Annotated in this window: 13 protein-coding genes; 4 read left to right on the top strand and 9 right to left on the bottom strand. The window is 37.2% G+C overall.

Annotated features, from left to right (window positions below):
- Positions 1-57: 57 nt before the first annotated feature.
- The 3 genes from ACY651_RS12710 to ACY651_RS12700 all read right to left on the bottom strand — a co-directional run bounded on the left by ACY651_RS12710 (position 58) and on the right by ACY651_RS12700 (position 5,779).
- The gene (locus tag ACY651_RS12710) at positions 58-3,675 is read right to left on the bottom strand and encodes a sensor histidine kinase (RefSeq protein WP_462253293.1); all 3,618 of its coding nucleotides are present in this window, start codon (positions 3,673-3,675) and stop codon (positions 58-60) included.
- A 226-nt stretch (positions 3,676-3,901) separates the two neighbouring features.
- Positions 3,902-4,708: a nucleoside triphosphate pyrophosphohydrolase gene (mazG, locus tag ACY651_RS12705; protein WP_462253291.1), complete on the bottom strand. Its 807-nt coding sequence runs from the start codon at positions 4,706-4,708 to the stop codon at positions 3,902-3,904.
- A gap of 6 nt (positions 4,709-4,714) precedes the next feature.
- Entirely contained in the window at positions 4,715-5,779 is a 1,065-nt protein-coding gene (locus ACY651_RS12700; protein WP_462253289.1) for a DUF3667 domain-containing protein, read from the bottom strand.
- Between the two features lie 12 nt (positions 5,780-5,791).
- Between ACY651_RS12700 and ACY651_RS12695 the strand changes: the two genes are divergently transcribed.
- Positions 5,792-6,712 (top strand): hypothetical protein, encoded by a 921-nt coding sequence (locus tag ACY651_RS12695; protein WP_462253287.1) that lies wholly within the window; start codon positions 5,792-5,794, stop codon positions 6,710-6,712.
- 37 nt (positions 6,713-6,749) lie between these two features.
- Here ACY651_RS12695 and ACY651_RS12690 read toward each other — a convergent pair whose 3' ends face one another.
- The 6 genes from ACY651_RS12690 to ACY651_RS12665 form a co-directional block, all read right to left on the bottom strand.
- Positions 6,750-9,692, bottom strand: coding sequence for a TonB-dependent receptor (locus ACY651_RS12690; protein WP_462253285.1), 2,943 nt, complete (start codon positions 9,690-9,692; stop codon positions 6,750-6,752).
- 3 nt (positions 9,693-9,695) lie between these two features.
- On the bottom strand, positions 9,696-10,940 hold the full coding sequence (locus ACY651_RS12685; RefSeq protein ID WP_462253283.1) for a hypothetical protein: 1,245 nt from the start codon (positions 10,938-10,940) through the stop codon (positions 9,696-9,698).
- A gap of 220 nt (positions 10,941-11,160) precedes the next feature.
- Complete coding sequence (locus tag ACY651_RS12680; protein WP_462253281.1) at positions 11,161-12,402, bottom strand: hypothetical protein; 1,242 nt, start codon at positions 12,400-12,402, stop codon at positions 11,161-11,163.
- A gap of 29 nt (positions 12,403-12,431) precedes the next feature.
- Positions 12,432-13,733, bottom strand: coding sequence for an OmpA family protein (locus ACY651_RS12675; RefSeq protein WP_462253279.1), 1,302 nt, complete (start codon positions 13,731-13,733; stop codon positions 12,432-12,434).
- Positions 13,734-14,031: 298 nt separating this feature from the next.
- Positions 14,032-14,850 carry a PhzF family phenazine biosynthesis protein gene (locus tag ACY651_RS12670; protein ID WP_462253277.1) on the bottom strand — a complete coding sequence of 273 codons (819 nt, stop codon included), beginning with the start codon at positions 14,848-14,850 and terminating at the stop codon, positions 14,032-14,034.
- A gap of 35 nt (positions 14,851-14,885) precedes the next feature.
- Entirely contained in the window at positions 14,886-17,264 is a 2,379-nt protein-coding gene (locus tag ACY651_RS12665) for an alpha-ketoacid dehydrogenase subunit alpha/beta (RefSeq protein ID WP_462253275.1), read from the bottom strand.
- A 132-nt stretch (positions 17,265-17,396) separates the two neighbouring features.
- On the opposite strand from ACY651_RS12665, the gene ACY651_RS12660 reads away from it, so the two are divergent.
- The 3 genes from ACY651_RS12660 (at position 17,397) to ACY651_RS12650 (ending at position 22,972) form a co-directional block, all read left to right on the top strand.
- The gene (locus tag ACY651_RS12660; RefSeq protein ID WP_462253273.1) at positions 17,397-17,891 is read left to right on the top strand and encodes a DUF1573 domain-containing protein; all 495 of its coding nucleotides are present in this window, start codon (positions 17,397-17,399) and stop codon (positions 17,889-17,891) included.
- Positions 17,892-17,912: 21 nt separating this feature from the next.
- On the top strand, positions 17,913-18,443 hold the full coding sequence (locus ACY651_RS12655; RefSeq protein WP_462253271.1) for a DUF1573 domain-containing protein: 531 nt from the start codon (positions 17,913-17,915) through the stop codon (positions 18,441-18,443).
- 182 nt (positions 18,444-18,625) lie between these two features.
- Entirely contained in the window at positions 18,626-22,972 is a 4,347-nt protein-coding gene (locus ACY651_RS12650; RefSeq protein WP_462253269.1) for a PKD domain-containing protein, read from the top strand.
- The last annotated feature ends 14 nt before the right edge of the window (positions 22,973-22,986 follow it).

The raw sequence follows: 22,986 nt of genomic DNA, 5'->3' as shown, positions 1-22,986 counted from the left end.
AGATTTATAAAAGATGACAACGGATTTATTAAGACCGTTGCTCCATGCGAAAAATATTTACCCCACCACCGGCAACTCCACATAAAATGTAGAACCTTTACCTGCAATTGTTTGAAACCATATTTCTCCTTTACATTGCTCTACAATTCCTTTGCACATGGCAAGGCCAAGCCCGGTACCGGAAGTTTTGGTAGTAAAGTTGGGTGTAAATATTTTCGACCGCATATCTTCGGCTATGCCCAGTCCGTTATCTTTTACTTTTACTAAAATTTTATTGCCCCGCAATTCTTCTTCCACTTCAATTATGGCAATTTTATCTTCGGGCACAGCCTGTATAGCATTTTGAATAAGGTTGGTAAATAAACGGTTGATATGGGTACGGTCGGCATTAATTAAAACGGGGTGTGGCAATGGTGTACAATCCAACTGCACTTTATCATTTATTGCATACAACTGTGTAACGGTATACAGCACTTCATGCAAATCAAAAACTTCGTTGCGTGGGTTACCAATATTTGCAAACTGGCTAAACTCACCTGCAATTTGATTTAAGTGATCTATTTGTTCTACCAGAGTTTGCGCTACACTTTTAGTAAGGTCTTTTACATTATCACTATCATTAAGTATTGCTTTTTGCAGGTATTGTAAACTCAGCTTCATGGGTGTAAGTGGGTTTTTTATTTCATGCGCCACCTGCCTTGCCATTTCCCGCCAAGCACCTTCCCTTTCACTTTTTGCAAGAGCATTGGCACTGGCATCTAATTTACCCACCATCTTATTATATTCTTTAACCAGCTCACCAATTTCGTCATTGCGTTTCCAGTCAATCATTTCATTCATCTTACCCAAATTAACTTCTTTCATTTTATTACTGATAAAAGAAAAAGAACGGGTAATACGGTTGGTAATAAACAATGCCACAATACCTGCAATTAAAAATATAAATGCATTAAGGTTAATGATGGTTACTAAAAAGTTAGCGATCTCTAATTTTAATTTGCTTTGCGAAGTAAAATATGGAATGTTAAGATAAGCGTACTCTCTTCCGGCTTCATCAATTACAGGTACATAATTGCTTACAAATTTTAATGTGCCTATTTTTTCTTCTTTAAAATACTGCACTTCTTTTTGTTTATTAAGATGATAGTAAGCAACAGGATCCATCTTTGTACTTACTATACCTTTATTATAGGGCAATGGTAAAGAGGAAACCCTGAGGTTGCCTTCCAGATCGTAAAGGTTTATATCAGCATCATGAATTTCAGAAATTTTTACAATGGTTTGCTCCAGTTCTTTTTTAAACCCTTCGTCGTAAATTTTTATTACATCATCAAACACCGATAACTCAGCAAGCGAAGTACGTACTTCATTTTCCATTACGTTAATAGTACGGCTCAGGCGTTCCCGGTTATTATTCTCGTAACGTTTTATAAAAAATAAAATGGTGGCAATACCTATTACAACAAAAGAAAGGATGCTGATAAAAATTACCGTACCGTGTATCTGGTTGCGGATACTAAGCTGCCACGATGTTTTTAACTGTTCTTTATTTAAACGGGAACGGATGAAAATATTGATAAGCCAGAAAATGGCCGTTACCAGTAAAAATGCACAGAATAAATAAGAGAACAAAGTAATGGCTTCTATTAAAAAATTATCCTGCTTAGCAATAATTACTACGTTGCCGGGACCCGCTTTATACCACAATTCGTCGTAACCATTTTTTGTTTTTATTTCAAACTCTTCTTTAGGCACCTGCTGCTTTACAAGTTTAGTGGCAAATGCATAATCGTTATGATTGCTTATTAACTGCAAATTATTATACACTGCAAATGCATAAACAGATGAGTTTTCAATAGCATAGGCATTGCCACGGGAAAACAATTCGGGATATAACGCATCGGATTTATATTTTTTTGATCTTGCCAGAATAAATACATAACCCAATGTTTTACCGCCGGTATCAATTACATTTTTGCGGCTGATATAAGTATAGCGATCGTAAGATTCATCGTAATAATATAAATCAGCGATATTGGTTGGCCTGCCCTGTGTATTTAAAATAGTGTTCAACTCATTAAAGCCAGATGAATCTATATTAAATAATGGTTTTTCATTGGCATCAAAAGAATAAATTTTAGTTTCGTATTTATTATTGTAGCTGGAAAAATTTCCACTAACTAAACTGTCTTTAAATATTTGGTTGGTGGAATCATTTTTAAGCCGGTAAAAATTACTTGCCAGCACTTCGTTTCTAAAACTGGTAAGCAGGGTATTCATCAGCGTTTCGCTTGCAGGATCGGCCTTGGTAGAAAGTGTTTCGGCGTAATGCTTGCGGTTACGCAGTTCTTTAATATTATTTTCATGTACAATTACAGCCATTATAGACAATGAAAAAAAGAATAACCAAAAAACCAACTTAGATGAAGAAAGGCCTGTAGTTAAAAAAGCGAGATAATTACTGCTGAGTAAAATTAAAAATAATAATAACCATATGAGAAGGTACAACTCAAAAGTAACAATGGCAATGTTAAAGCCAATGGTTAAAAAAGTTAACCCTGCAACGGCAACAACAATATAAAGAGCAATAAAATTTTGGGGAAACATTGGCCGAAGCAGGTACATTAAAATTTGCCCCAGCACAAAATAGCCAATGGCAGTACAGCATAGCACCACAAAACCAATGATGCTGTAAATATTAAGTGTAAAAAAATTAATTACATCAAATGAAATTTGCGAATCGGCTACCATACTGCGTATGATATGGCCACAAACATAGGTGGCCGTAATTAAAACTATAGCTACAATTGCCAGCAACAACCATTTTACCACATGAAACCTAAGCGCAATGGTGTAATTTTTTTCCTGCAGTTGCTGGCGGATAAATAAAATTATCCATACAAATAATAGTGCATTAATTAGCAGATCCCCTAACGAACGAAGCACAAAACTGGAACCATACACCGAAGGGTCAAACAATTCGAACTGCCGGAAATTTAACGGCAGCGGAAAATAATAACTTACAATACGTAACCCAACAACAAGTACAATTAAAAATAAAGAAGCCTTCCACAAACGGCTGTTCATTGAAATATACACCGCACAAAAATGAATAAACAGCAGTATAAAGAATGTTCCTAAAATACGCAGCCAAACAGAAATGATATTATTTTTAGGGACAATAGTGCCCGGTTTTTTTAAAAGATAAAATAACTGATTACCATTTAAAGATTGTACCGATACTGCACCTGAATCAAGAGAGATGTCGTAATTATTTTCTATTTCTTCGCCAATGGCAAAAGTATTTTTAAGGTATTCGTTAGTTATTACATAATTCCACTTTACCGGTATTAAAGCAACCACCAGACCCTGCCCTATATTTACTTTGTGCCATACATAATAACCGTTGGGCAAAAGCACAAAGCCGGAACTGTCGGCGCTGTACAATAATGCATCGCCTGGTTGTACTGCCTGTGTGTTCCAAAAAAGTGCTTCGTACTGTGCTGCATCAGTTAGTTGGTACAGGTAAAAAAAATATTTTTTTTGGGTAAAGGCCTCTAAAAAAGTTTCATCGTAATTTTTTACAGAAAGTTTAGTAAGCAGTACGGTATCGTTACTGAGTTTTTTAAAATCATTTTCCTGCTGGTGAATATAAGTTTCAATTTTTTTTTGCACCGAATTAACAGAAGAATTATCGCTCCAGTAATTATCAATAATAAAAGATATAGTAATTAACCAGGCTGCAATTACCAGCAGGTAACTGTTCTTGTATAAAAATTGCCAAATGGTTTTAAATTTTTGCAGAAAAATGGGTTGGTTTATTAGTTAATTAGTTTATTGGTTTACTGGTTGATTAGCATTTAATTTGCACAACCAAATCTTACTCACGGCTCACGGCTGCTCATTCATTTTTTTTTATCCTGTTCCAAATCGCATCCATTTCCTCCAAACTCATATCGTGTAACTGCTTACCATCTTTTAACGCTTCAGCTTCCATTTTAGTAAAACGGCTGATGAATTTTTTATTGGTGCGTTCCAAAGCATTTTCAGCATCTACCTGCAAAAACCTTGCAAAGTTTACTAAAGAGAAAAAAACATCGCCTAATTCGTCTTCTACTGACAACTGACGACTGACAACTGACGACAGGTTATTGCTCACTGCCTCTTGTAAATTGCCAATGGCCTCCTGCAATTCCCCTATTTCCTCTTCTACCTTTTCCCAAACCTGCTCTTTATTATCCCACTCAAAACCCACCTGTTTTGCTTTTTCCTGCAGGCGCATAGCTTTTACCATCGATGGTAAAGCTTTAGGCACACCGCCGAGCACCGAAGTTTTACCTTCCTTTAATTTTAACTTTTCCCAGTTTCTTTTTACTTCTTCGTCATCTGCTACTTTTACGTCTCCGTAAATATGCGGATGCCGGTGAATTAATTTTTCGCAAACTCCATTTATAACTTCATCCAAAGTAAACTCATTTTTCTCGGCTCCAATTTTTGCATAGAAAACAATATGGAGTAACAGATCTCCCAATTCTTCTTTAATACTTTTATAATCGTTGGCCGAAATGGCGTCTGCCAGTTCATAAGTTTCTTCAATGGTTAACTGGCGCAGGGTTTCGATAGTTTGCTTTTTATCCCAGGGACACTTCTCCCTCAGTTCATCCATTATTGTTACTAACCTTAAAAAACTTTCGCCTGCTGTGTTCATGAAAAATTATATTTTAAAAAGCGATAAAAAAGTAAATGCTGTAAAAAGAATAATTGCAATGATAAGGTTTGCAAATTGAAGAATAAAAAATTTTAAAATCGTTTTACCTCTTCCCTGCTGATAAAAATTCCGCATGGCTTTATAATTGTAAAAAAATACCAGTATAATTAATATGCCCGACAGGTATTGTAACCAGTTTGCACCCGTTGCTTCGGCAATTTTATTTATACCAAAAATTACCAGTAATGCAATAAATACAAATACAAAAAGATGTATAGTAAATATGGCATGGTTTACATAATAATATTTACGGTGCCTCGAATATAAAATTTTAAGAAAAAATGCAAAAAGCGGCAATGTAATAAAAAGTATTTGTGGAATGGAATGAAGCAAATTATTTATCACTGCTGCCACAGCTGCTTTAGGCTGCCCACTGTATTTTTCATTTATCTCAATTTGTTTGTACACCAGTTGCCGCTCCACCCAATTATGGTCTTTGCCATGCGCCAATGCACTGTCATATTCCTTACGGGTTTTAAATTTTGATGGAGTCATTTTAAATGTAGCGGCAGCAATTGCAGCACTATCCAGGTATTTTAAATACTGCTGCCTGTTGTAAGCAAATTTTAAATCAGGGTCGTTAATAACAAGTGTATCAACAAATTTTTTATACTTTATCGAATCCATTGTTCTTATTTCCGAAACAGGAACCTTATTTACATCACCGGTTATTGTAATTGCTTTAGAAGCATCGAATTTGTACAACGAAAAGAAGATTAAAAAAAATAATGCAGAGGTAAATACATAAAAACGTATTGGGTTTAAATAGCTTGCACGCCTTCCCACCATATATTCTCTTGGTAAAAACCCGGGCTTGGTAATTAATAATTTTAACGAACTGAAAAATTTGCCATCAAAATGAGTAATATCCTGAAAAAAATGTGAAATTAAATGCCCTGCCGTTTCTTTGGGTTCAATATTTTCCTGGCCACATATATGGCAATATGTACCATAAACCTGTGCATTACAGTTTAAACAATTTTTTTCTTTTCGCTCTTTAAGATGGCTCAAAGCATGATAATTTTGTTAAAAATAATAAAGTTTGGCTTAAGTCTGTTTTTGGTATCGTTTGAGTTAATAAAAGAAAGTTTACTTTTGGCAGCAAATAAATTACCTATGATAAAAAGAGTTTTTGTAACAGTATTAATTGTAGCAGCATCGGTGGGTTTAAAAGCCCAGTATTATTATAATGATATCGTTAATAACAAAGCTGTGCTCGCTGAGCTAGCCATGCTAAAAGAGAAAAAGATAAAAGGGGTTAAGGTCTTGTCTCTGGAATCAAACGGCGGGGAGACTGAAGGCTTTACCTGCCAGAAAAAAATAAACAGGGATTTTACAGAAGTGGAGATCTATACCGAAACAAATGAATCCTATCCCAACACTTTCATTTCCTCTTTTAACAAAGCAGGACTGTTGCAAAGGACCATTGATTCATCCGAATCGGGAGCCACTACAATTGATTACCGCTATGATGGATCAGGAAGGCTGGTGTCCATCATTTCTTCCAAGCATTTTTCTGATGATGATGCCGGTTTTTCCAATGAGCAACACCTGTATCAATATAATAGCACCGGCATCCTGGAGCAAATGAGACTTGTTAAGAATAACCGGGACAGTACCCTGTACGTTTTCGAAGCTGATGAAGCCGGTAATATCATTATCGAAAAGAATGCAAAGACAGGTGAACTTTATTATTATTATTATGATCTGAAGAACCGACTCACCGAAGTTGTTCATAGTTATAACTTTCAGAAAAAACTTTTTTCAGAACTTACTTTCGAATATAATCCCGAAGGCCAGGTTACCAAAATGGTGACATCAGAAAAGGAAGGTGCTTACTTTTTTACCTGGCGCTATAACTATGAAGATGGCATACGCAGGAATGAAAGATGTTACTCCAAAGAAGGACGTTTGATGGGCACTATTGAGTATGAGTATAAGTAGTGCTGTCCTTGCATTTACAAGTTTTATTCTTTGTATTTTATCCTCTTCTATTAATCCTGTTACCCTGAGGTTGACTGGGTTGACTGTTACCTGGTCTTGCATTATTACGTTCGGCTCTTCCACTTCCTCCTCCACCAAATTTTCTTGTAAAATAAGAAAGTGTTATCATGAAATATTGCTGTAAGCCATTGCTAACACTGCTGGTTACCCCATCAGGATTGGCGAAGTAACTTATGTTTCTAAATTGTTTTAAAATATCTGTTGCCGTAAATTTCAATTCGGCCTGTTTGCTTTTTAAAAAACGGTAAGAGGCATTACCATTCCAGATGGTTATAGGTTTTACAATGCCGTTATTTTTAGAGTAAGTAAGATTACTGGAAATGCTGGCATCTTTATTTATGTTTACTGTAACATTAAATTCGCCTGACAAAGTACGGGTATTAAAGCGGCTGTTTCTATACCCGGTTTGCCTGCTGTTGTTTACACCTGTGTTGGCACCTACACCCGTAATCAAAATGGTTTTATAATAATAATTAAAACGCAGGCTCTGTGTAAAGTTGGTAGTATTGATTATGGTGTATATGTTATCGATATAACTGGGCGTCATTCCCATACTAACGTTTCCGTTATACTGTACCTGCACCTGGTTGCCTTTTATTTTTCTGCTGAAAGAAGTATTGTAACCAATATTTGAATTATAGCGCCTGTTTCCATTGATAGTGTATCGCACCTGCTTGCCGTTTAAATATGCAGAGTCGAGCCCATTTATATCCTTAGTGGTATCACGAAGATTTAAGGTACTGTCTGCAAATGGATTTAAAACATTGCTGAAACTTCCGTTAATATTTACAGAGAACTGAGAAGGTTTTTTAGGGCTGATAGTTGAAAAACTGAGATTAGCATTAAGGTTATGGCTCTTGCTGTTAACCAGGTTAAGCCCGCCTTTATACAAAGAGTAAAGATTTATGCTATCCACAACCGGCGCAATTTGATTGATGGATGGATAGCCATATCCGTTTTCATAATTCAGGTTTCCGTTTATGCGGTAGCCATCCGTAACCTGGCGGGAGTAATTAGCACCGGCATTAAAACGCAAAAACGAAAAGCTGCGGTTAATATTCCTGTTGGTACGGGAAGAAATGTTTTCTTCTTCGATAAATTGTTTGTTTACAGTAGTACGAAAACCGTAAAATCTTGACTTTCGGGAAGACCATTTATTAAAATTTTTATTTAAAGCCAGCGAAGGCACGTATTGAAAAGTAGAAATCGTTTCGTTGTAGGTAAGATAGTTGTTACTCTTTTCTTTTTGAGTGGCATCTATGTCAAATACTTTATTAACCTCTTCATTCTTCTGGTAATTGATATTATGGCTGGTGGAAATATCTATACCAAAAAGATTAAACCTGCCCAGCAGTAAACGCTTCAATCCATTATAGCTGAGTGTACTGTTAAAACTGGTATTGCCCGTTTGTTTAATTGAGTGCCTTTTAATTGTAGTGTTTTGTGTACCGGTAGCATTATAAAAATTATAGACAGTGTTTTCATTTCTGTCCGAAGTATTTTCGCTACGGGAAAAAGATGCATTGGCATCAATGGCTTTAAGTGGATTCTCCGAATCGAAATTAGTATAATTGACAGTGGCATTAAACGACTTAGAATCTGCATTGGTTTGTGAGTTGCCGTTGCGGTCGCTTACAGCAATACCCTGCCTTGTATTAATAACAGAGCCACTGTTATTTTCAGAAAAAGAATTACCTGTTCTACCCGTGGCGTTTACGCTGAAACGTTTGTTATAGTCCAGGCTTTTATTATAATTTAAACGTATTGAATGTTGCTGGCTCTGGCTGTTACTTTCAGCAAATGAATTAATGATCTGGTCACCATCTTTCAAATACCGCTCCTGATAGGTTTGTGAGTTGGCGTTACCCAAATTATTATCATAATCATAGCCGCCGGTTATCCTGTTGGCCCTGCGCTCATTATCGTTTTGCGAAAAGGAATGTGTGAATTGAATACCCGGCGATATTACCCTGTTAACACCATTGCGGCCAAAGTTGCTGCGGTTACGGTAGGTAGCAAAATTATTTCTAAAAGTGCTTTCCCGTTGTATATCGTTCAGGCCGGCAATTTCTGCATTAATATTGTTTGTTCCGCCTCCCACTGCTAAAGTGGATTGTTTATTATAAAATTGCAGTGCAATATCTGCTGTATATCTTTTATCAGTTCCATATCCTGCGCCATACTTTCCAAAATAGCCATTCTTTTTATCTGCCTTTAATTTAATATCCATTGTAAGCAGCGAATCTTTCGGCGCCTGCCCATCTGTAATTTGTGAGCGGCTGGCTTCAGTGCTCATGTCCACTTCATTGTACAACTGAATTTTATCAATGATATTTTTAGGCAGGTTTTGTGTGGCAATACGATGATCGCTGTTGCCTAAAAATGGCTTGCCGTCCACCAGTACTTTTGGGATGGTTTTTCCATTCATAGTTATAGAACCATCGGCCCAAATTACAATGCCGGGCACTTTATTCAACAGATCTTCTGCTACTGCATCGTTGGCCATTTTAAATGCTGCCGGATTTATTTCAAGCGTATCTCCATTCATACGTATGGGGGCAATAGAGGTTACCACTACTTCGTCGCTGCTTTTGATCTGCATAAAAATTGTGTCCATCTTTTTTACTGCAACATCCATTGTAAAAACCGTCCTGAATTCCTGATACCCAGCAAAGGATGCAGCCAGCACATATTTTCCCTGCATGGGTAAACCTGTTATTTCGTAGCGGCCAGCCTTATCCGTTATTTTAAACTGTACAACTGTTGAGTCGGGTTTATACACAATAACCGTTGCCGATTCCATTGTAGTACCGGTAACAGTATCTTTTATAATGCCGGCTATACGCCCCGTGCCCGGTTGCGCCTGCACAACTGTACAAATTGCAAAAAATATAAACAGTGTCAGGGTGATGTATTTCATTAATTAGTTTCTATAGTTGAAATTGATGAATACCGGGTTACTATCGGCCGTGGCTGTTTTTAAATAACCCTCCAGCAAAGGGGGATATTTGATGTTATCCTTTTTATGTTCTTCAAATATTTTTAAGGCATCTTCGGCTGATATCTTAGCGTATATAAGTGACCCGTCATTAAAACTCAGGTTTTTACATAGAGGTAAATAATAAGTGAGGCTGTCAGCATTTATTTTATCGTAGTTATAAAATATTTTAGTCTTTGTATCATATACAAACTGCTGCTGTTCAAACAGCATACTTTGCATGGTAAAATTTATATAACGGGGCGAAAGATTATACACATAAAATTGCTTCACCAGTTTTCTGTTCTGCCTTACATAATTGTCCTTTTCTGTTTTATTCTGAAATTCTTTTGCAAAAAAATCAGCAGGAATAGCCCTGTCCAGCGGTAATACAAAATCGTAAACTTTATATAAACTGTCTTTTTGTAAAGTATAAATGGTATAATCATACGGATGCGTTACCCATCTTTCATCAGCTTTAGCAGCAGGAGCAATGAAAACGGTTGCACCGTCGAAAATATAACGGCTGTCGTTTTTCTTATCATACTTAAAATATTGTTTAAGTAATGAATCTCCCAAATATATCTTTAGTTCGTAGTCTTCTTTTTTTGTAAAGTTTTTATCCACAGTTACCTTGTTTACAAAATGCATCCCGTTGATATAGGGCACGGGATTGAGTATATCTGAATGGACAATTTTTTGTTTATGTACAGAAAAGTTGAGGGTGTCTGTTAGATCAATAAAATATTTGCGGTAGTATTTAAGATTTTTTGGATTTTGATAATCCTCCAGTATTTGTGCATTGTCTTTGTTGGTTAAACGATACGTTTTATTTTGGCTTACCATTTCCAAACCGTCTTTTTCTTCATTATAGGTTAGCCGGCCAAAATCCAGTTTGTTACCAAACTTTTTTATAAAGCGGCCGTTCTTATTAAACACCAATATTTTTTTTGCACTGTAATCGCATACCACAAAGAATTTTTTGGTGGCAATGATCCGGCTGAATTTGTCAAACTTACTTTCAGAAGTGGTTTCAAAAACAACAATCCCATTACAGGTAACAAAATCTGATTGCTTGCCCCCGGAAGTAAACTTAGGCTCAAAGTAAATTTTCTCCTGTGCAATACACTTAAGAGAACAGAAAAAGCTGGTGCAGAAAAATAATAAAGCGGGCATTAGTTTAGGTAACATACAGAATATTTATACATGCGCCAATTAGACGACATTAATGTCTAATTACCGTCGCAAAATACCTGAATGTTTTATCAGTAAAACATTAAATGTTATAAACGGCTATTATTTAAAGCAAACAATATGAAAGGTCTTATTGAGTATGAGTATAAATAATTAGTGGAGGGTTGTGGTTTTTTAAAGCCTTATAAGTTTACTGTATTCCATTTATTTTTAAATATCAGTTACAGCTGATCCGCATTTCTGCTAAAAGCAATTGCGCTTTTTTACCAAGCGCCATTCCTGGTTGGCTGGCATATTCAGTATCTAATGCACGCATTTGCTGCTGCAATACCGTAAGCCTTGCAAGCCTGGAGGAGTTGCAGGCTAACTTTTGCTGAGCACTTTCAGATGCGCCACGGTTAAGCGCTTCCTGAGCTTCGCAAATATTTAATTCTGCCTCAAGTATACCAACATAAACTGATGTTAGTGGATCCATCATACCTGCATAAGCTTTTTGTGTTACGGAATCCTGAAAAGTATTGCCATGTGTTGAATTAGTAAGATTTTCTTCCTGCCTGTTTAATTCCTCTCTTTCAAAATTTACAATTGCCATGCGTTGCGATTGACAGGTACGTGCCCTTTGTGCACTTGCTGCATGACGCTCCACACGTGCTCTCTCTTTGTCTAATTCCAGTCTTCGCTTAATAATAAATTCGTCTTCTTCTATTTTGTAGTCGGTAGCATTAAAGCAGGCCATGGCCTGATCAATATTTTTTATAGTGCTCCTGTTACGTCCTGCCTGCATTTCCATTATCATAAATACACCTTCTTCGCATCTTACCACGCCTACACCAAATCCGCCAAAAAATTTTTGAATGTGTAATTTTTCCGGATACCTGTCGCCATAAATATACCATACCGTGGGTTGGTCGGGTAATTTATATGCCATAGCATTGGCCTTACCATCGCAAAATAGTTTACGTACATTTTTTCTTTCAATTGGCGCTACAGTAAGTGCATCTGTAAGCTGGTATTTGTGCGAATTGGTATTACCTGTAGATACCCAATGCTCCTGCACACCCTGCTTATTTTTCCGGTTAAAATAACGATAAGCATTGCCCTTGTAGCCAAATACCATAAATGAAAAATCAGGCAATTCAGGCATAATTAAAGTAATGGGCTCGCTGCCATCAACTTTACCAGCTTCAAAACCAATATATCCATCTGTTGTGTTAAGAAACACACCCTGCTGAACGGTGCCGCCATACACCATTTCCACATGAAGGGTCATATCAAAACAAAAACGTTGCCGGTTGGGCAACAAAGTCATTGGTACTGCGCCAGGCCTCAGTATGGGTGCAGAAATCATCCTGGTTCTTATTCCGCTCCAGCTTACGGTATCCGGCTCTGGTGGTTGTGCAGTTATGCTGTTTATCATCAGCAAAAAAAAGAATAAAAATATTATTTGAAATTTTTTCATTGCGGTTTAAATTATTTTTTAATAAGAATTCAGAGTTTTACAAATTCTACTCTCCGGTTTTTTGCCTTGCCTTGTGCCGATGTATTTTCAGCTACAGGTTGCACTGCACCTTTACCGTCTGTTTGTATTCTGGCATCATCAATACTGTAGTTAGTAATTAAATACTGCTTTACCGCCGCTGCTCTTTTTTTGGAGAGCGTAATATTTGTTGCTGCATTACCATCAATATCAGTATGGCCGATAATTTTTATTTTAAGCGATGCATTTCCTTTCATTGCATCGCCAAACTGGTTAACAATGCTGTACGATTCTTTTTTAATTACATCGCTGTTTACATCAAATAAAATATCATTGGTAACTGCTTTACCTTCTTCCATTAACTGTTTAATCAATAAACTCCTGGCATCTGTTTCGGCTGAGGCAATGCGGACATTACTAACGAATACGCCAAGCTCCGATGCCGGTATGATATACATATTGCAGAGATAAAAATTATTCCTCAGTTCGGGTGTTAATGCACGGGGCAGGTCGATTAGTTTTAATTTATCAAGGTATACCCTTACCCTTGTTTTATTTATTGCCATGCTGATATGCAGTACCCTGTTTGCATAAGATGGTAATGCAAAATCATTTTTATTACCGATAACATCTTTTAAACCATACTCTACTGTTTTTCCATTATTTTCATTGTACCTGCTGATGCTTACAAAAAATTTATCTTTATAAAAAAGATCTTCCTTTAAAATATCTTTTACCGGTGTAAGGCCAAACTGTATGTATGGCGTGGATCTTTCGGGCTGTGCCTGAAGAAATAAATCAAATTCAATGGTACAATTTTCCGGAAGCTGTTTATCAAGCAGCGGATTAACAATAGTATTATGAACAATTTCGAACCACTTCCCTTCTACTCCATCAATAGTTACAATTTTTCCACTGCCGTTAGTATTCCATTTTGCAGGAAAATCTGCAAGGGCATCCTGCTTAAAATCATCATAAAAAATTATGTTGTTGCCGGGCACAAAATCTGAAAAAGTATTTACCTGGGCCACGCCGTTTGATGGGTTGGTTGCAGGAATTACAGTAACATTTTTACTTTCTGAATTGTTATCTGCCGGCACAGTTTCTTCAGCAGTCTTTTTTGTTTTCTTCGGTTTCTTTTTAAACAGGCTGTCAATTGCCTGTTCTGTTTTATCAAAGCCTTTGTCAATTGCCCGGTCAGTTTTATTGTTTGCCCTTTGGTTGGCTTTACCCTTTACCCTGTCCAAAACATTTTGAGCGGTAATATTTGAAATTAAAAAACTTGCTAACAGATAAAGTGATATTTTTTTCATACAACAGATTTATGGTAAGTGAATTTTTACATTACAGGTAACAACAGCATTTTTTATACTGAAATGTTTTTCGATAAATAAAAAGAGATAGTGTAAAATTGGAGAATTAAGCAATACCGGTCAATTACACATTTGGGTGATATTGACTCTACGGAGCAATGCTGTTTTTGTAGAGATTTAATATGACAATAAGATGAACTGTCTCCTAAATTTTTTAAGCGTAAAATTTTTATTTAGAATAAAATAACGGGGAAGATAATTTTAAAAATGATGTATAAAAAATAGAAATCGTATTTTTTTACACTTCTATCTCGCCTTTCATGTAGTAAACACAGTTGCCACTCATGGTAACTCTATCTGCATTTAATTGTTCACACCAAATTTCGCCACCACGTTTGCTTAATTGCAGTGCATGCATTTTGTTTTTGGATAATTTTTCACTCCAGAAAGGAATGAGCTGGGAGTGTGCAGAACCTGTTACAGGGTCTTCATCAACACCTGCGCCAGGTGCAAAAAACCGGGATACAAAATCAACACGGTCTGACGTCCCGTCTGACCGTGTACTGCCTGGTGCCGTAATGATCATTTTATCAATATGCTTTTTCATTAAAGAGAAATCGGGCACACAATTTTTAACGGCGGCTTCATTTAATAATTCAACTAAGAAATCTCTGTGCTGGTAAACACCCACAATTTCCACGTCGCCTAATATCTTAGCTAAATCATTAGGATAAATATCTAAGCGTTCGGGTTTCCAACTGGGAAAATCCAGTGTTATTAAACCGCCATTTCTTTTAACTTTTAATATCCCGCTTTTACTGCTGAATTTAATTTCTTCTTTTTTAAAATCTAACAGCTCAAACAATACATACGCACTTGCCAGTGTTGCATGGCCGCATAAATTAATTTCTACCTCTGGTGTAAACCATCTTATTTCATAATCGGCACCGGCATTTAAAGCAGGCACAAAAAATACAGTTTCACTAAGATTATTTTCTAATGCAATTTTTTGCATCAAATCTATATCCACCCATTTTTGTAATGGAATAACAGCGGCGGGGTTGCCACCAAAAAGTTTATTGGTGAAAGCGTCAATTTGGTAGAGGGTGAGTTGCATAAGAAGTAAAAACCAGTTTTCAGTTTATAAAAAAATTATTCCGCCATCATATCCTTCACGACCGCAACCACATCTTCTGCATTTGGTTTGCTGAAATAATCACCATCGCTGCCATAACTGGGGCGGTGAGCCTTGCCCGTAATTGTTCTGGGTGCAGTATCTAAATGGCGGTAACCTTTTTGTTCTTCCATTACTTTATTAAACATGTATGCTGCGGCACCGCCGGGTACATCTTCATCAATAAAAATAATGCGGCTTGTTTTTTTAAGTGACTCAACTATGGTGTGATTAATATCAAAAGGCAATAAAGTTTGTACATCTATTACTTCGCAACTTATATTTAGTTTTTCCAGGCGGTCTGCTGCATCCATTGCAATACGCAATGTAGAGCCATAACTTACAAGCGTTATATCTTCACCTTCCTTAATAATTTCAGGAATACCTAACGGCACGGCATAGGCTAATAAATTAGAGGGCATTTTTTCTTTAAGGCGGTAACCGTTTAAACATTCAATCATTAAAGCCGGATCGTTGCCCTGCAGCAGAGTATTATACATACCAACTGCCTGCACCATATTGCGTGGCACACAAATGTACATACCACGTAAGGCATTAATCAGCATCCCCATGGGTGAACCGCTATGCCAAATCCCTTCTAACCTATGCCCTCTTGTGCGTACAATAAGCGGACAACTTTGCTGACCTACCGTTCTAAAATGTGTGGTGCTTAAATCATCGCTTAACGGTTGCAGGCCGTACAATAAATAATCAAGGTATTGTATTTCGGCAATGGGCCTTAAGCCTCTTAAGGCTAAACCAATCCCCTGCCCCATTATGGTAAGTTCTCTAATACCGGTATCAAAAATTCTTTCTTCGCCGTACTTTACCTGTAAGCCACTGAAGCCCTGGTTTACATCTCCAATATATCCTACATCTTCGCCAAAGGCCACCACTTTTTTATTACTTGCAAAAAGTTCATCAAAATATTTATTCAATACTTCGTATCCGTTTACAGTTTTTGCATCATCATCATACCATGCTTTTATTGGTGCAACTTTTAAAGCCGATTTTGGGCCCTGGTTGTACAGAAAAGTATTGTACAATCCTGCATTAAGATCTTTTAACTCCTGGTAATAATTTTTAATTGCTCCTGTTTTTTCATCATCAATAAAGTCAATTGATTTTGATAAAGCTTTTAAAACATCACGGCGCATGGGCTCCCTGTTAATGGTTAATTCATTAATGATGTTTTTCAGGTCGGTATTATTATTACCTGTTTGATTAAGTAGTTCAATTGTTTTGTTTACCTGTTCCTTTATTGGAGAAATGTATTTTTCCCATGCAGTTTGTTTACCGGCTTTTACATATTCTTTTGCTTCGTCCTGTATGGCGCTAAGCTCCTCTATTGTGGCTAAAGTGTTTTCCACAATCCATTCTTTCATTTGCTTAATGCAATCCCATTCTTTTTCCCACTCTAATCTTTCAGGAGTTTTATACCGTTCGTGGCTGCCCGATGTGGAGTGGCCCTGCGGTTGTGTAATTTCTTCTACATGAAATAATGCAGGCGTATGTGTTTCTCTTATTCTTTGCAATGCAGGCTCCAGCACTTCGCACATACCGGCGTAATCCCATCCTTTTAAATTATAAATATCAATACCATTGGTGCCTTCGGTTTTTTGCATACCCGAAAGTGCCTCAGATATAGAAGCTTTTGTAGTTTGATATTTTTTAGGAACAGAAATACCGTACCCATCATCCCAAACAAATACAGCTAAAGGGATTTGCAATACGCCTGCTGCATTTATGGTTTCCCAAAAATGTCCTTCGCTGGTAGATGCATCGCCAATGGTGCAAAAACAAATTTCGTTTCCGTTATTACTGAGATTTTTAAATTCTTGTAACCCCTCTGTTTTTCTAAACAATTTTGAAGCAAGCGCTAAACCCAAAGCCCTGGGCATTTGGCTGGCAGTTGGTGCCATATCGCTGCTGGTATTTTTTTGATTGGCAAGATTTAACCACTCCCCGTTTTCATCTACATTCTTTGTTACAAAATGTGCGTTCATTTGTCTGCCTGCGCTAAACGGGTCATTTTCTAAATACGGATCGGAATACAGTTGTGCAAAATATTGTTCTACATTAGTTATACCACTTGCCAGCATAAACGTTTGGTCACGGTAATATCCCGAGCGAAAATCACCGGGCTTAAAAAATTTTGCAGCGGCTACCTGCGCCACTTCTTTTCCATCGCCAAAAATGCCAAATTTGGCTTTGCCTGTTAATACTTCTTTACGGCCCAGTAAACTAATTTCCCTGCTCACACATGCAAAGCGGTAGTCTTTTAATACTTCGTTGCGAAAGTTATCGAAACTTAATTTTTCGTCTAAAGCGGTTTCATTAATGGCTGTATTTTGCATATGGATGGTATATGATAAGGCAAAAATATAAATTATAGTGCAGCTTTGTTAATAATCTGCTAACAGGTTAACAATTTACAACCGAATTATCCGTTTTAGTATCTTTGGAATGAAAATTGAAAATAGAATATCATGAAAAAAGTAATTACATTAATCTTAATTTGTTTTTTAGCTGTTGCAGTAAATGCCCAGCAAAATACAACAGCGATTACAGGAGCTCCTGCTACTGTTAAACTTGTTTCCGAAGCAAAACCAGCAGCACCGGTAGTTGAAACATTGGTGGTAAAAGAATCCGAATTTAATTTTGGTAAAATTCCACAAGGCAAGCCAGTTACCCATGTTTTTGAAATCATCAACGGCGGTAAAGATTCGCTTAAAATTGTAAATGTGCAGGCAAGTTGCGGTTGCACTACTCCTGAATGGGAAAAAGATAAAGCCATTGCACCGGGTGCTACTGCTAAAATAACTGTGGGTTATAATGCTGCTGCCGAAGGAGCATTTAATAAACCAGTTACAATTACTTACAACGGTACGGAAAACAAACAATTATTTATTAAAGGAGAAGTTTGGAAAACACCTGCTGCATCTGCGCCAGAAAATAAAAGCTTAAGCGATTTAAAAAATTAAACCACCATAAATCAAACAATAATGAAAAGAATTATTTTATCTCTATCAGCACTGGTAATCACTGCCACTTTATTTGCACAAAAAAAGGTTGCTGATGTTGCCAAATTTGCAAGCGAAACAATTGATTTAGGAAAAGTTAAACAGAGCGTTCCTGCAACTGCTACTTTTACTGTAACTAATATCAGTAACGAACCTTTAATTATCGAACAGGCAACTCCTGGTTGCGGCTGTACAATTGGCGATTATACTAAAGAACCAATAGCACCCGGCAAAACAGGTACTATAACTGCTACTTTTAATGCTGCAGCTTTAAATCACTTCACAAAAAGTTTAACAGTAAAATTTGCTGGTGTTGATGAAGCAAAAAGTATAATAATTACTGGTGATGTTTTATCTGCAGAAGATTACGCTAAACTTAAAGGCGAAACTCCGGCTGCAATGGTAAAATCACAACCTGCTGCTCCAGCTGCAAAAGCAACAACTTCTTTAAGATCTGCGTCGCGTAAAGCACCTGTAAAGGCAAAAAAGCCGACAATAGCAGTAAAAGGCTAAACAAATTCACCTCTTTATAATAAAAAACCTTCTTTTTAGAAGGTTTTTTATTATTTAATATATCTTGAAGAATATTTTTACCAGAACAAACGTTTTGCTACACAAGCGGGTCTTAATTACAACAATGTGTTAAAACGGAACAATTTTTGGTAAATAGAAGTATCTCTGCTTATTAATACTTAATGAAACTACAAACATTCAATACCTCCAATCATTTGAGATTATTTATACTCGCCATATTTATTTTAACCGGTTCATTTGCAATAGCCCAGCCTACTGCAAATTTCTCTGCAAGCCCGGTTAGTGGCTGTGCTCCTTTGGTTGTAACTTTTACAGATATGAGTACCGCTGGCCCCACATCCTGGCAATGGGATTTAGGCAATGGTACTTTATCTACCCAGCAAAACCCCACCACTACTTATTTTAATTCAGGATTATATACTGTTTCACTTACTGCCACTAACGCATCTGGCAGCAATACTTTTACCCGTACTCAATATATTAAGGTAGATGATAAGCCTACTGTTGATTTTAGCGCTTCAAATAGATCAGGCTGTTTTCCTTTAAGGGTAAATTTTACAGATTTATCTGTTGGAGGGTCGGCTGCCATAACGGGCTATGAATGGGATTTTGGAGACGGAGGTTTGTCAACAGCACAAAACCCTTTTCATATTTACACAACTTCTGGAAATTATACTGTTACTTTAAAGGTTACCAATGCCGGAGGCTGCTCAAAGGTTGTAAGCCGGCCAAATTTTATACAGGTATCTCCAGGAGTTATTGTTGATTTTAGTTTTACGGCACCGCAACTTTGCAAGCCTCCAGAAACAATTAATTTTACAAATCTTTCCACAGGCCCCGGAGTATTATCCTACGAATGGCAGTTTGGCGATGGTGGAACTTCAACAGCAGCAAATCCCAGTTATACCTATTTAACCGGGGGCAGTTTTAATGTTACATTAATTACTCAAAGCAGTTCGGGCTGTCTAGATACCTTAATAAAGCCAGCCGCAATAGTTATAAGAGATGTCGTTTCTGATTTTACCGGTCCCACTTCAATTTGCCAGGGAGTTACAGCAACTTTTACAAATACTTCGGCCCCGGTTTCTGCAGGTTCGTCATGGGATTTTGGAGATGCTACTTTTTCCAATGTAACCAACCCAACAAAAATATATACTGCACCGGGAATATATTTTATTAAGTTAGTAAACAATTATGGCAGTTGTGCAGACTCTGTTACCAAACAAATTACAGTTTTAGGTTTACCCATTCCCGATTTTAATGCCGCAGATGTTACTGATTGTAAAGTTCCGTTCACAGTTAATTTTTCCGATTTGTCTATCGGCGCAACGGGATGGAGCTGGAATTTTGGAGACGGTGGAACTTCAACATTACAAAACCCATCTCATACTTATACAGCCCTTGGCAATTACAATGTAACACTCATTGCTACAGGTGCAAATGGCTGCAGCGACAGTGTTATTAAAAATCAATTTGTAAGGGTGCAGGCTCCTGTTGTTGCAATTAATGGATTACCATTAGAAGGTTGTGTGCCTTTTACCATAAACCCAACTCCAAATGTTACCACTACAGATGGTATTGCATCTTACCTGTGGGATTTTGGGGATGGTGGAACATCTACTCTTGCAAACCCATCACACACTTATGTATTGCAGGGCACTTATACCGTAAAATTATATATTACTACTAACGATGGGTGTACTGACTCATCAATTTTTGTAAATGCAGTAAGAGCAGGTAATAAATCTTTAGCCAATTTTACCGCTTCTCCATTAGCACAATGTGTTGGGCAAGCTGTTCAGTTTACCGATTTAACTCTGCCATCAGACAGGTGGAGCTGGGATTTTGGGGATGGAATTGGTACATCAACCGTAAAAAACCCTTCATACATTTATACCGATACAGGGGTATTTTCCATCCGTTTAATTGCCTGGAATAATGGCTGTGCCGACACTTTAACCAGAGTGAGGTATATAACAGCTTTACCCCCTGTAGCAAGATTTATAAGTACATTCAATTGTAATAATAAACTGCAGGTAGCTTTTACAGATCAATCTGTTTTACCACAAACATGGGCTTGGGATTTTGGAGACGGGTTTACATCAAATTTACAAAACCCGGTACACACTTACAGCACTTTTGGCACGTACAATGTATCGCTAACGGTAACCAATGGCGGCTGTAGCAACACCAGGATTAACAGTGTCGTTTTATTTAACGAAGTGGCAAATTTTATTGTTGGAGATGACACTGTTTGCATCAGCACCGCTGCCGTATTTCAAACAGCAGGTATCAACCCAGCCAATGTTGCAACCTATTTTTGGGATTTTGGAGATGGGGTTTCAGGTTTTGCTGGAACAACTGCTTTTCATATTTATTTACTCCCGGGATTATATACAGTCTCTTTAACCATTACAGATACAAAAGGGTGCGTTTCCACAATTTCAAAACCAAATATCATCAGGGTTTGGGGCCCAATATCAAATTTTTCTTTTACGCCATTGACAGGATGCAAGCCGTTAAATGCAAATTTTAATGATCTTACAGTTACTGATGGCACTCATCCCATTTCAACATGGGTTTGGGATTTTGGGGATGGTATTTCTCAAACTTACAGCAGCCCGCCTTTTAATCATATTTACGATACTACTGGTTATTTTAATCCACGGTTAACAGTTACAGACAGTTATGGATGCAGCAATAGTTTTATTAGCGCCATTCAGGTATTTGTAACAAACCCCAAAGCAATTTTTTCAACACCGGATTCTTTAACCTGTGTTGGTAAAAACGTAACATTTGCCAATACTTCAACCGGTGTTGGGCTTACCTACAACTGGAATTTTGGAGATGCCACCACATCAACAGCTATTAATCCTGTAAAAGTATATCCAGCAGATGGCGACTACACTGTACGATTAATAGCAACAGATATTAATGGTTGTACAGATACGGCTACTAAAATAAATTATGTAAAAGTGCATACGGTTAGGGCTGCATTTACAGTAAATGATTCCATAAGTTCGTGTTCGCCTTTTGAAGTAATTTTTACCAACACCTCTTTGTACTCCACCAGCGCAACATGGATTTTTGGAGATGGTACCACCTCTACTTTAGCAGAACCAACACATTATTATTCAACACCAGGAACTTACGTTGCAAGATTAGCAGTGGCTGGCCCCGGTGGCTGCGTTGATACAGTTAACAAAACAATTATTTTATACCCTTCAACTGCAACATTGACCTATTCTCCACTGGCAGGCTGCTCTCCATTGCCGGTTAGTTTTTATGTTTCCACGCCGGGTCCTGTTACATATTTATGGGATTTTAGTGATGGTAATACTTTAGCCACAACAGATTCTGTTCTTATTTATAATTACTTATTACCCGGCCAGTTTTTACCAAAAGTAATTTTAGAAGATCAAACCGGTTGCCAGATTCCTGTTACCGGAGTGGATACTATTTATGTTACAAAAAGTGATGTAAATTTTGCTGCAGATGATACGCTGCTTTGCGATCGGGGCATTATTAATTTTACTGATTCTACTATAAGCAACGGCGTTATAAATGGCTATCAATGGAGTTTTGGAGATGGGGGTACATCCACATTACAAAACCCATCGCATAATTATACAGCACCGGGTTTTTATACCGTTCGTTTAATTGTAACAACTGCCAATGGCTGTTCCGATACTGCAATTAAAACTAACTATATTAAAGTGGTAGCCTCTCCAGTAATTGGCATCAATGGTAATATGCCCATTTGTATGCAGCAACGACTCACTTTCAGGGGGATTGTGCTTCAGCCCGATACTTCAAAAATAACATGGTTCTGGAATTTTGGAAACGGCAGCACTTCTATATCACAAAATCCTTTACCTGTTCGTTACGATACTGCCGGTAATTATCCATTACGTTTAATTGTAACCAACAGCACGGGTTGTGCCGATACTGCTGATCAAACAGTAGTGGTTTATCCGTTGCCATTAATAGAAGCTGGCCCAACCAAAATTATTGGATCAGGTTCTTCGTTTGCAATAAATCCAACTGGGTCACCGGTGATAGATTATTTGTGGTCGCCTGCCACAGGGTTATCCTGTACAAATTGTTACAATACAGTAACTACTCCAAAAAACACCACCACTTACACCATCAAAGTAACCGATGCCAATGGTTGTATTAGTACAGATAATATAACTATTGTTGTAATTTGCAACGACAAAAATGTTTTTATCCCAAATACTTTTTCGCCTAATAATGATGGGGTGAATGATTGGTTTTTTCCGAGAGGTACCGGCTTATTTGCTATACAAAGTATGCGTATATTTAACCGTTGGGGAGAAATGGTTTTTCAAAAGGTAAATTTGTTCCCCAACGATCAATTTGCCGGATGGAATGGTAAGTACAATGGTAAAACTTTAAATGCCGATGTTTATACTTACATTATAGAAATTGTATGTGAAAACAGCCAGTTACTTACTTACAAAGGAAATATTACATTGATACAATAATAATAATGCGAATT

This window comes from Ferruginibacter sp. (assembly GCF_031391665.1).
Classification (GTDB): domain Bacteria; phylum Bacteroidota; class Bacteroidia; order Chitinophagales; family Chitinophagaceae; genus Ferruginibacter.
The sequence above is the reverse complement of the archived record's forward strand: the minus strand, read 5'-3'. Positions and strand labels throughout refer to the sequence as shown.

Excerpts from the sequence above, each read along its gene's own strand:
- mazG (WP_462253291.1), bottom strand. The coding sequence starts at position 4,708 with ATGAACACAGCAGGCGAAAGTTTTTTAAGGTTAGTAACAATAATGGAT.
- ACY651_RS12690 (WP_462253285.1), bottom strand. The coding sequence starts at position 9,692 with ATGAAATACATCACCCTGACACTGTTTATATTTTTTGCAATTTGTACA.
- ACY651_RS12685 (WP_462253283.1), bottom strand. The coding sequence starts at position 10,940 with ATGTTACCTAAACTAATGCCCGCTTTATTATTTTTCTGCACCAGCTTT.
- ACY651_RS12680 (WP_462253281.1), bottom strand. The coding sequence starts at position 12,402 with ATGAAAAAATTTCAAATAATATTTTTATTCTTTTTTTTGCTGATGATA.
- ACY651_RS12675 (WP_462253279.1), bottom strand. The coding sequence starts at position 13,733 with ATGAAAAAAATATCACTTTATCTGTTAGCAAGTTTTTTAATTTCAAAT.
- ACY651_RS12670 (WP_462253277.1), bottom strand. The coding sequence starts at position 14,850 with ATGCAACTCACCCTCTACCAAATTGACGCTTTCACCAATAAACTTTTT.
- ACY651_RS12665 (WP_462253275.1), bottom strand. The coding sequence starts at position 17,264 with ATGCAAAATACAGCCATTAATGAAACCGCTTTAGACGAAAAATTAAGT.
- ACY651_RS12660 (WP_462253273.1), top strand. The coding sequence starts at position 17,397 with ATGAAAAAAGTAATTACATTAATCTTAATTTGTTTTTTAGCTGTTGCA.
- ACY651_RS12655 (WP_462253271.1), top strand. The coding sequence starts at position 17,913 with ATGAAAAGAATTATTTTATCTCTATCAGCACTGGTAATCACTGCCACT.
- ACY651_RS12650 (WP_462253269.1), top strand. The coding sequence starts at position 18,626 with ATGAAACTACAAACATTCAATACCTCCAATCATTTGAGATTATTTATA.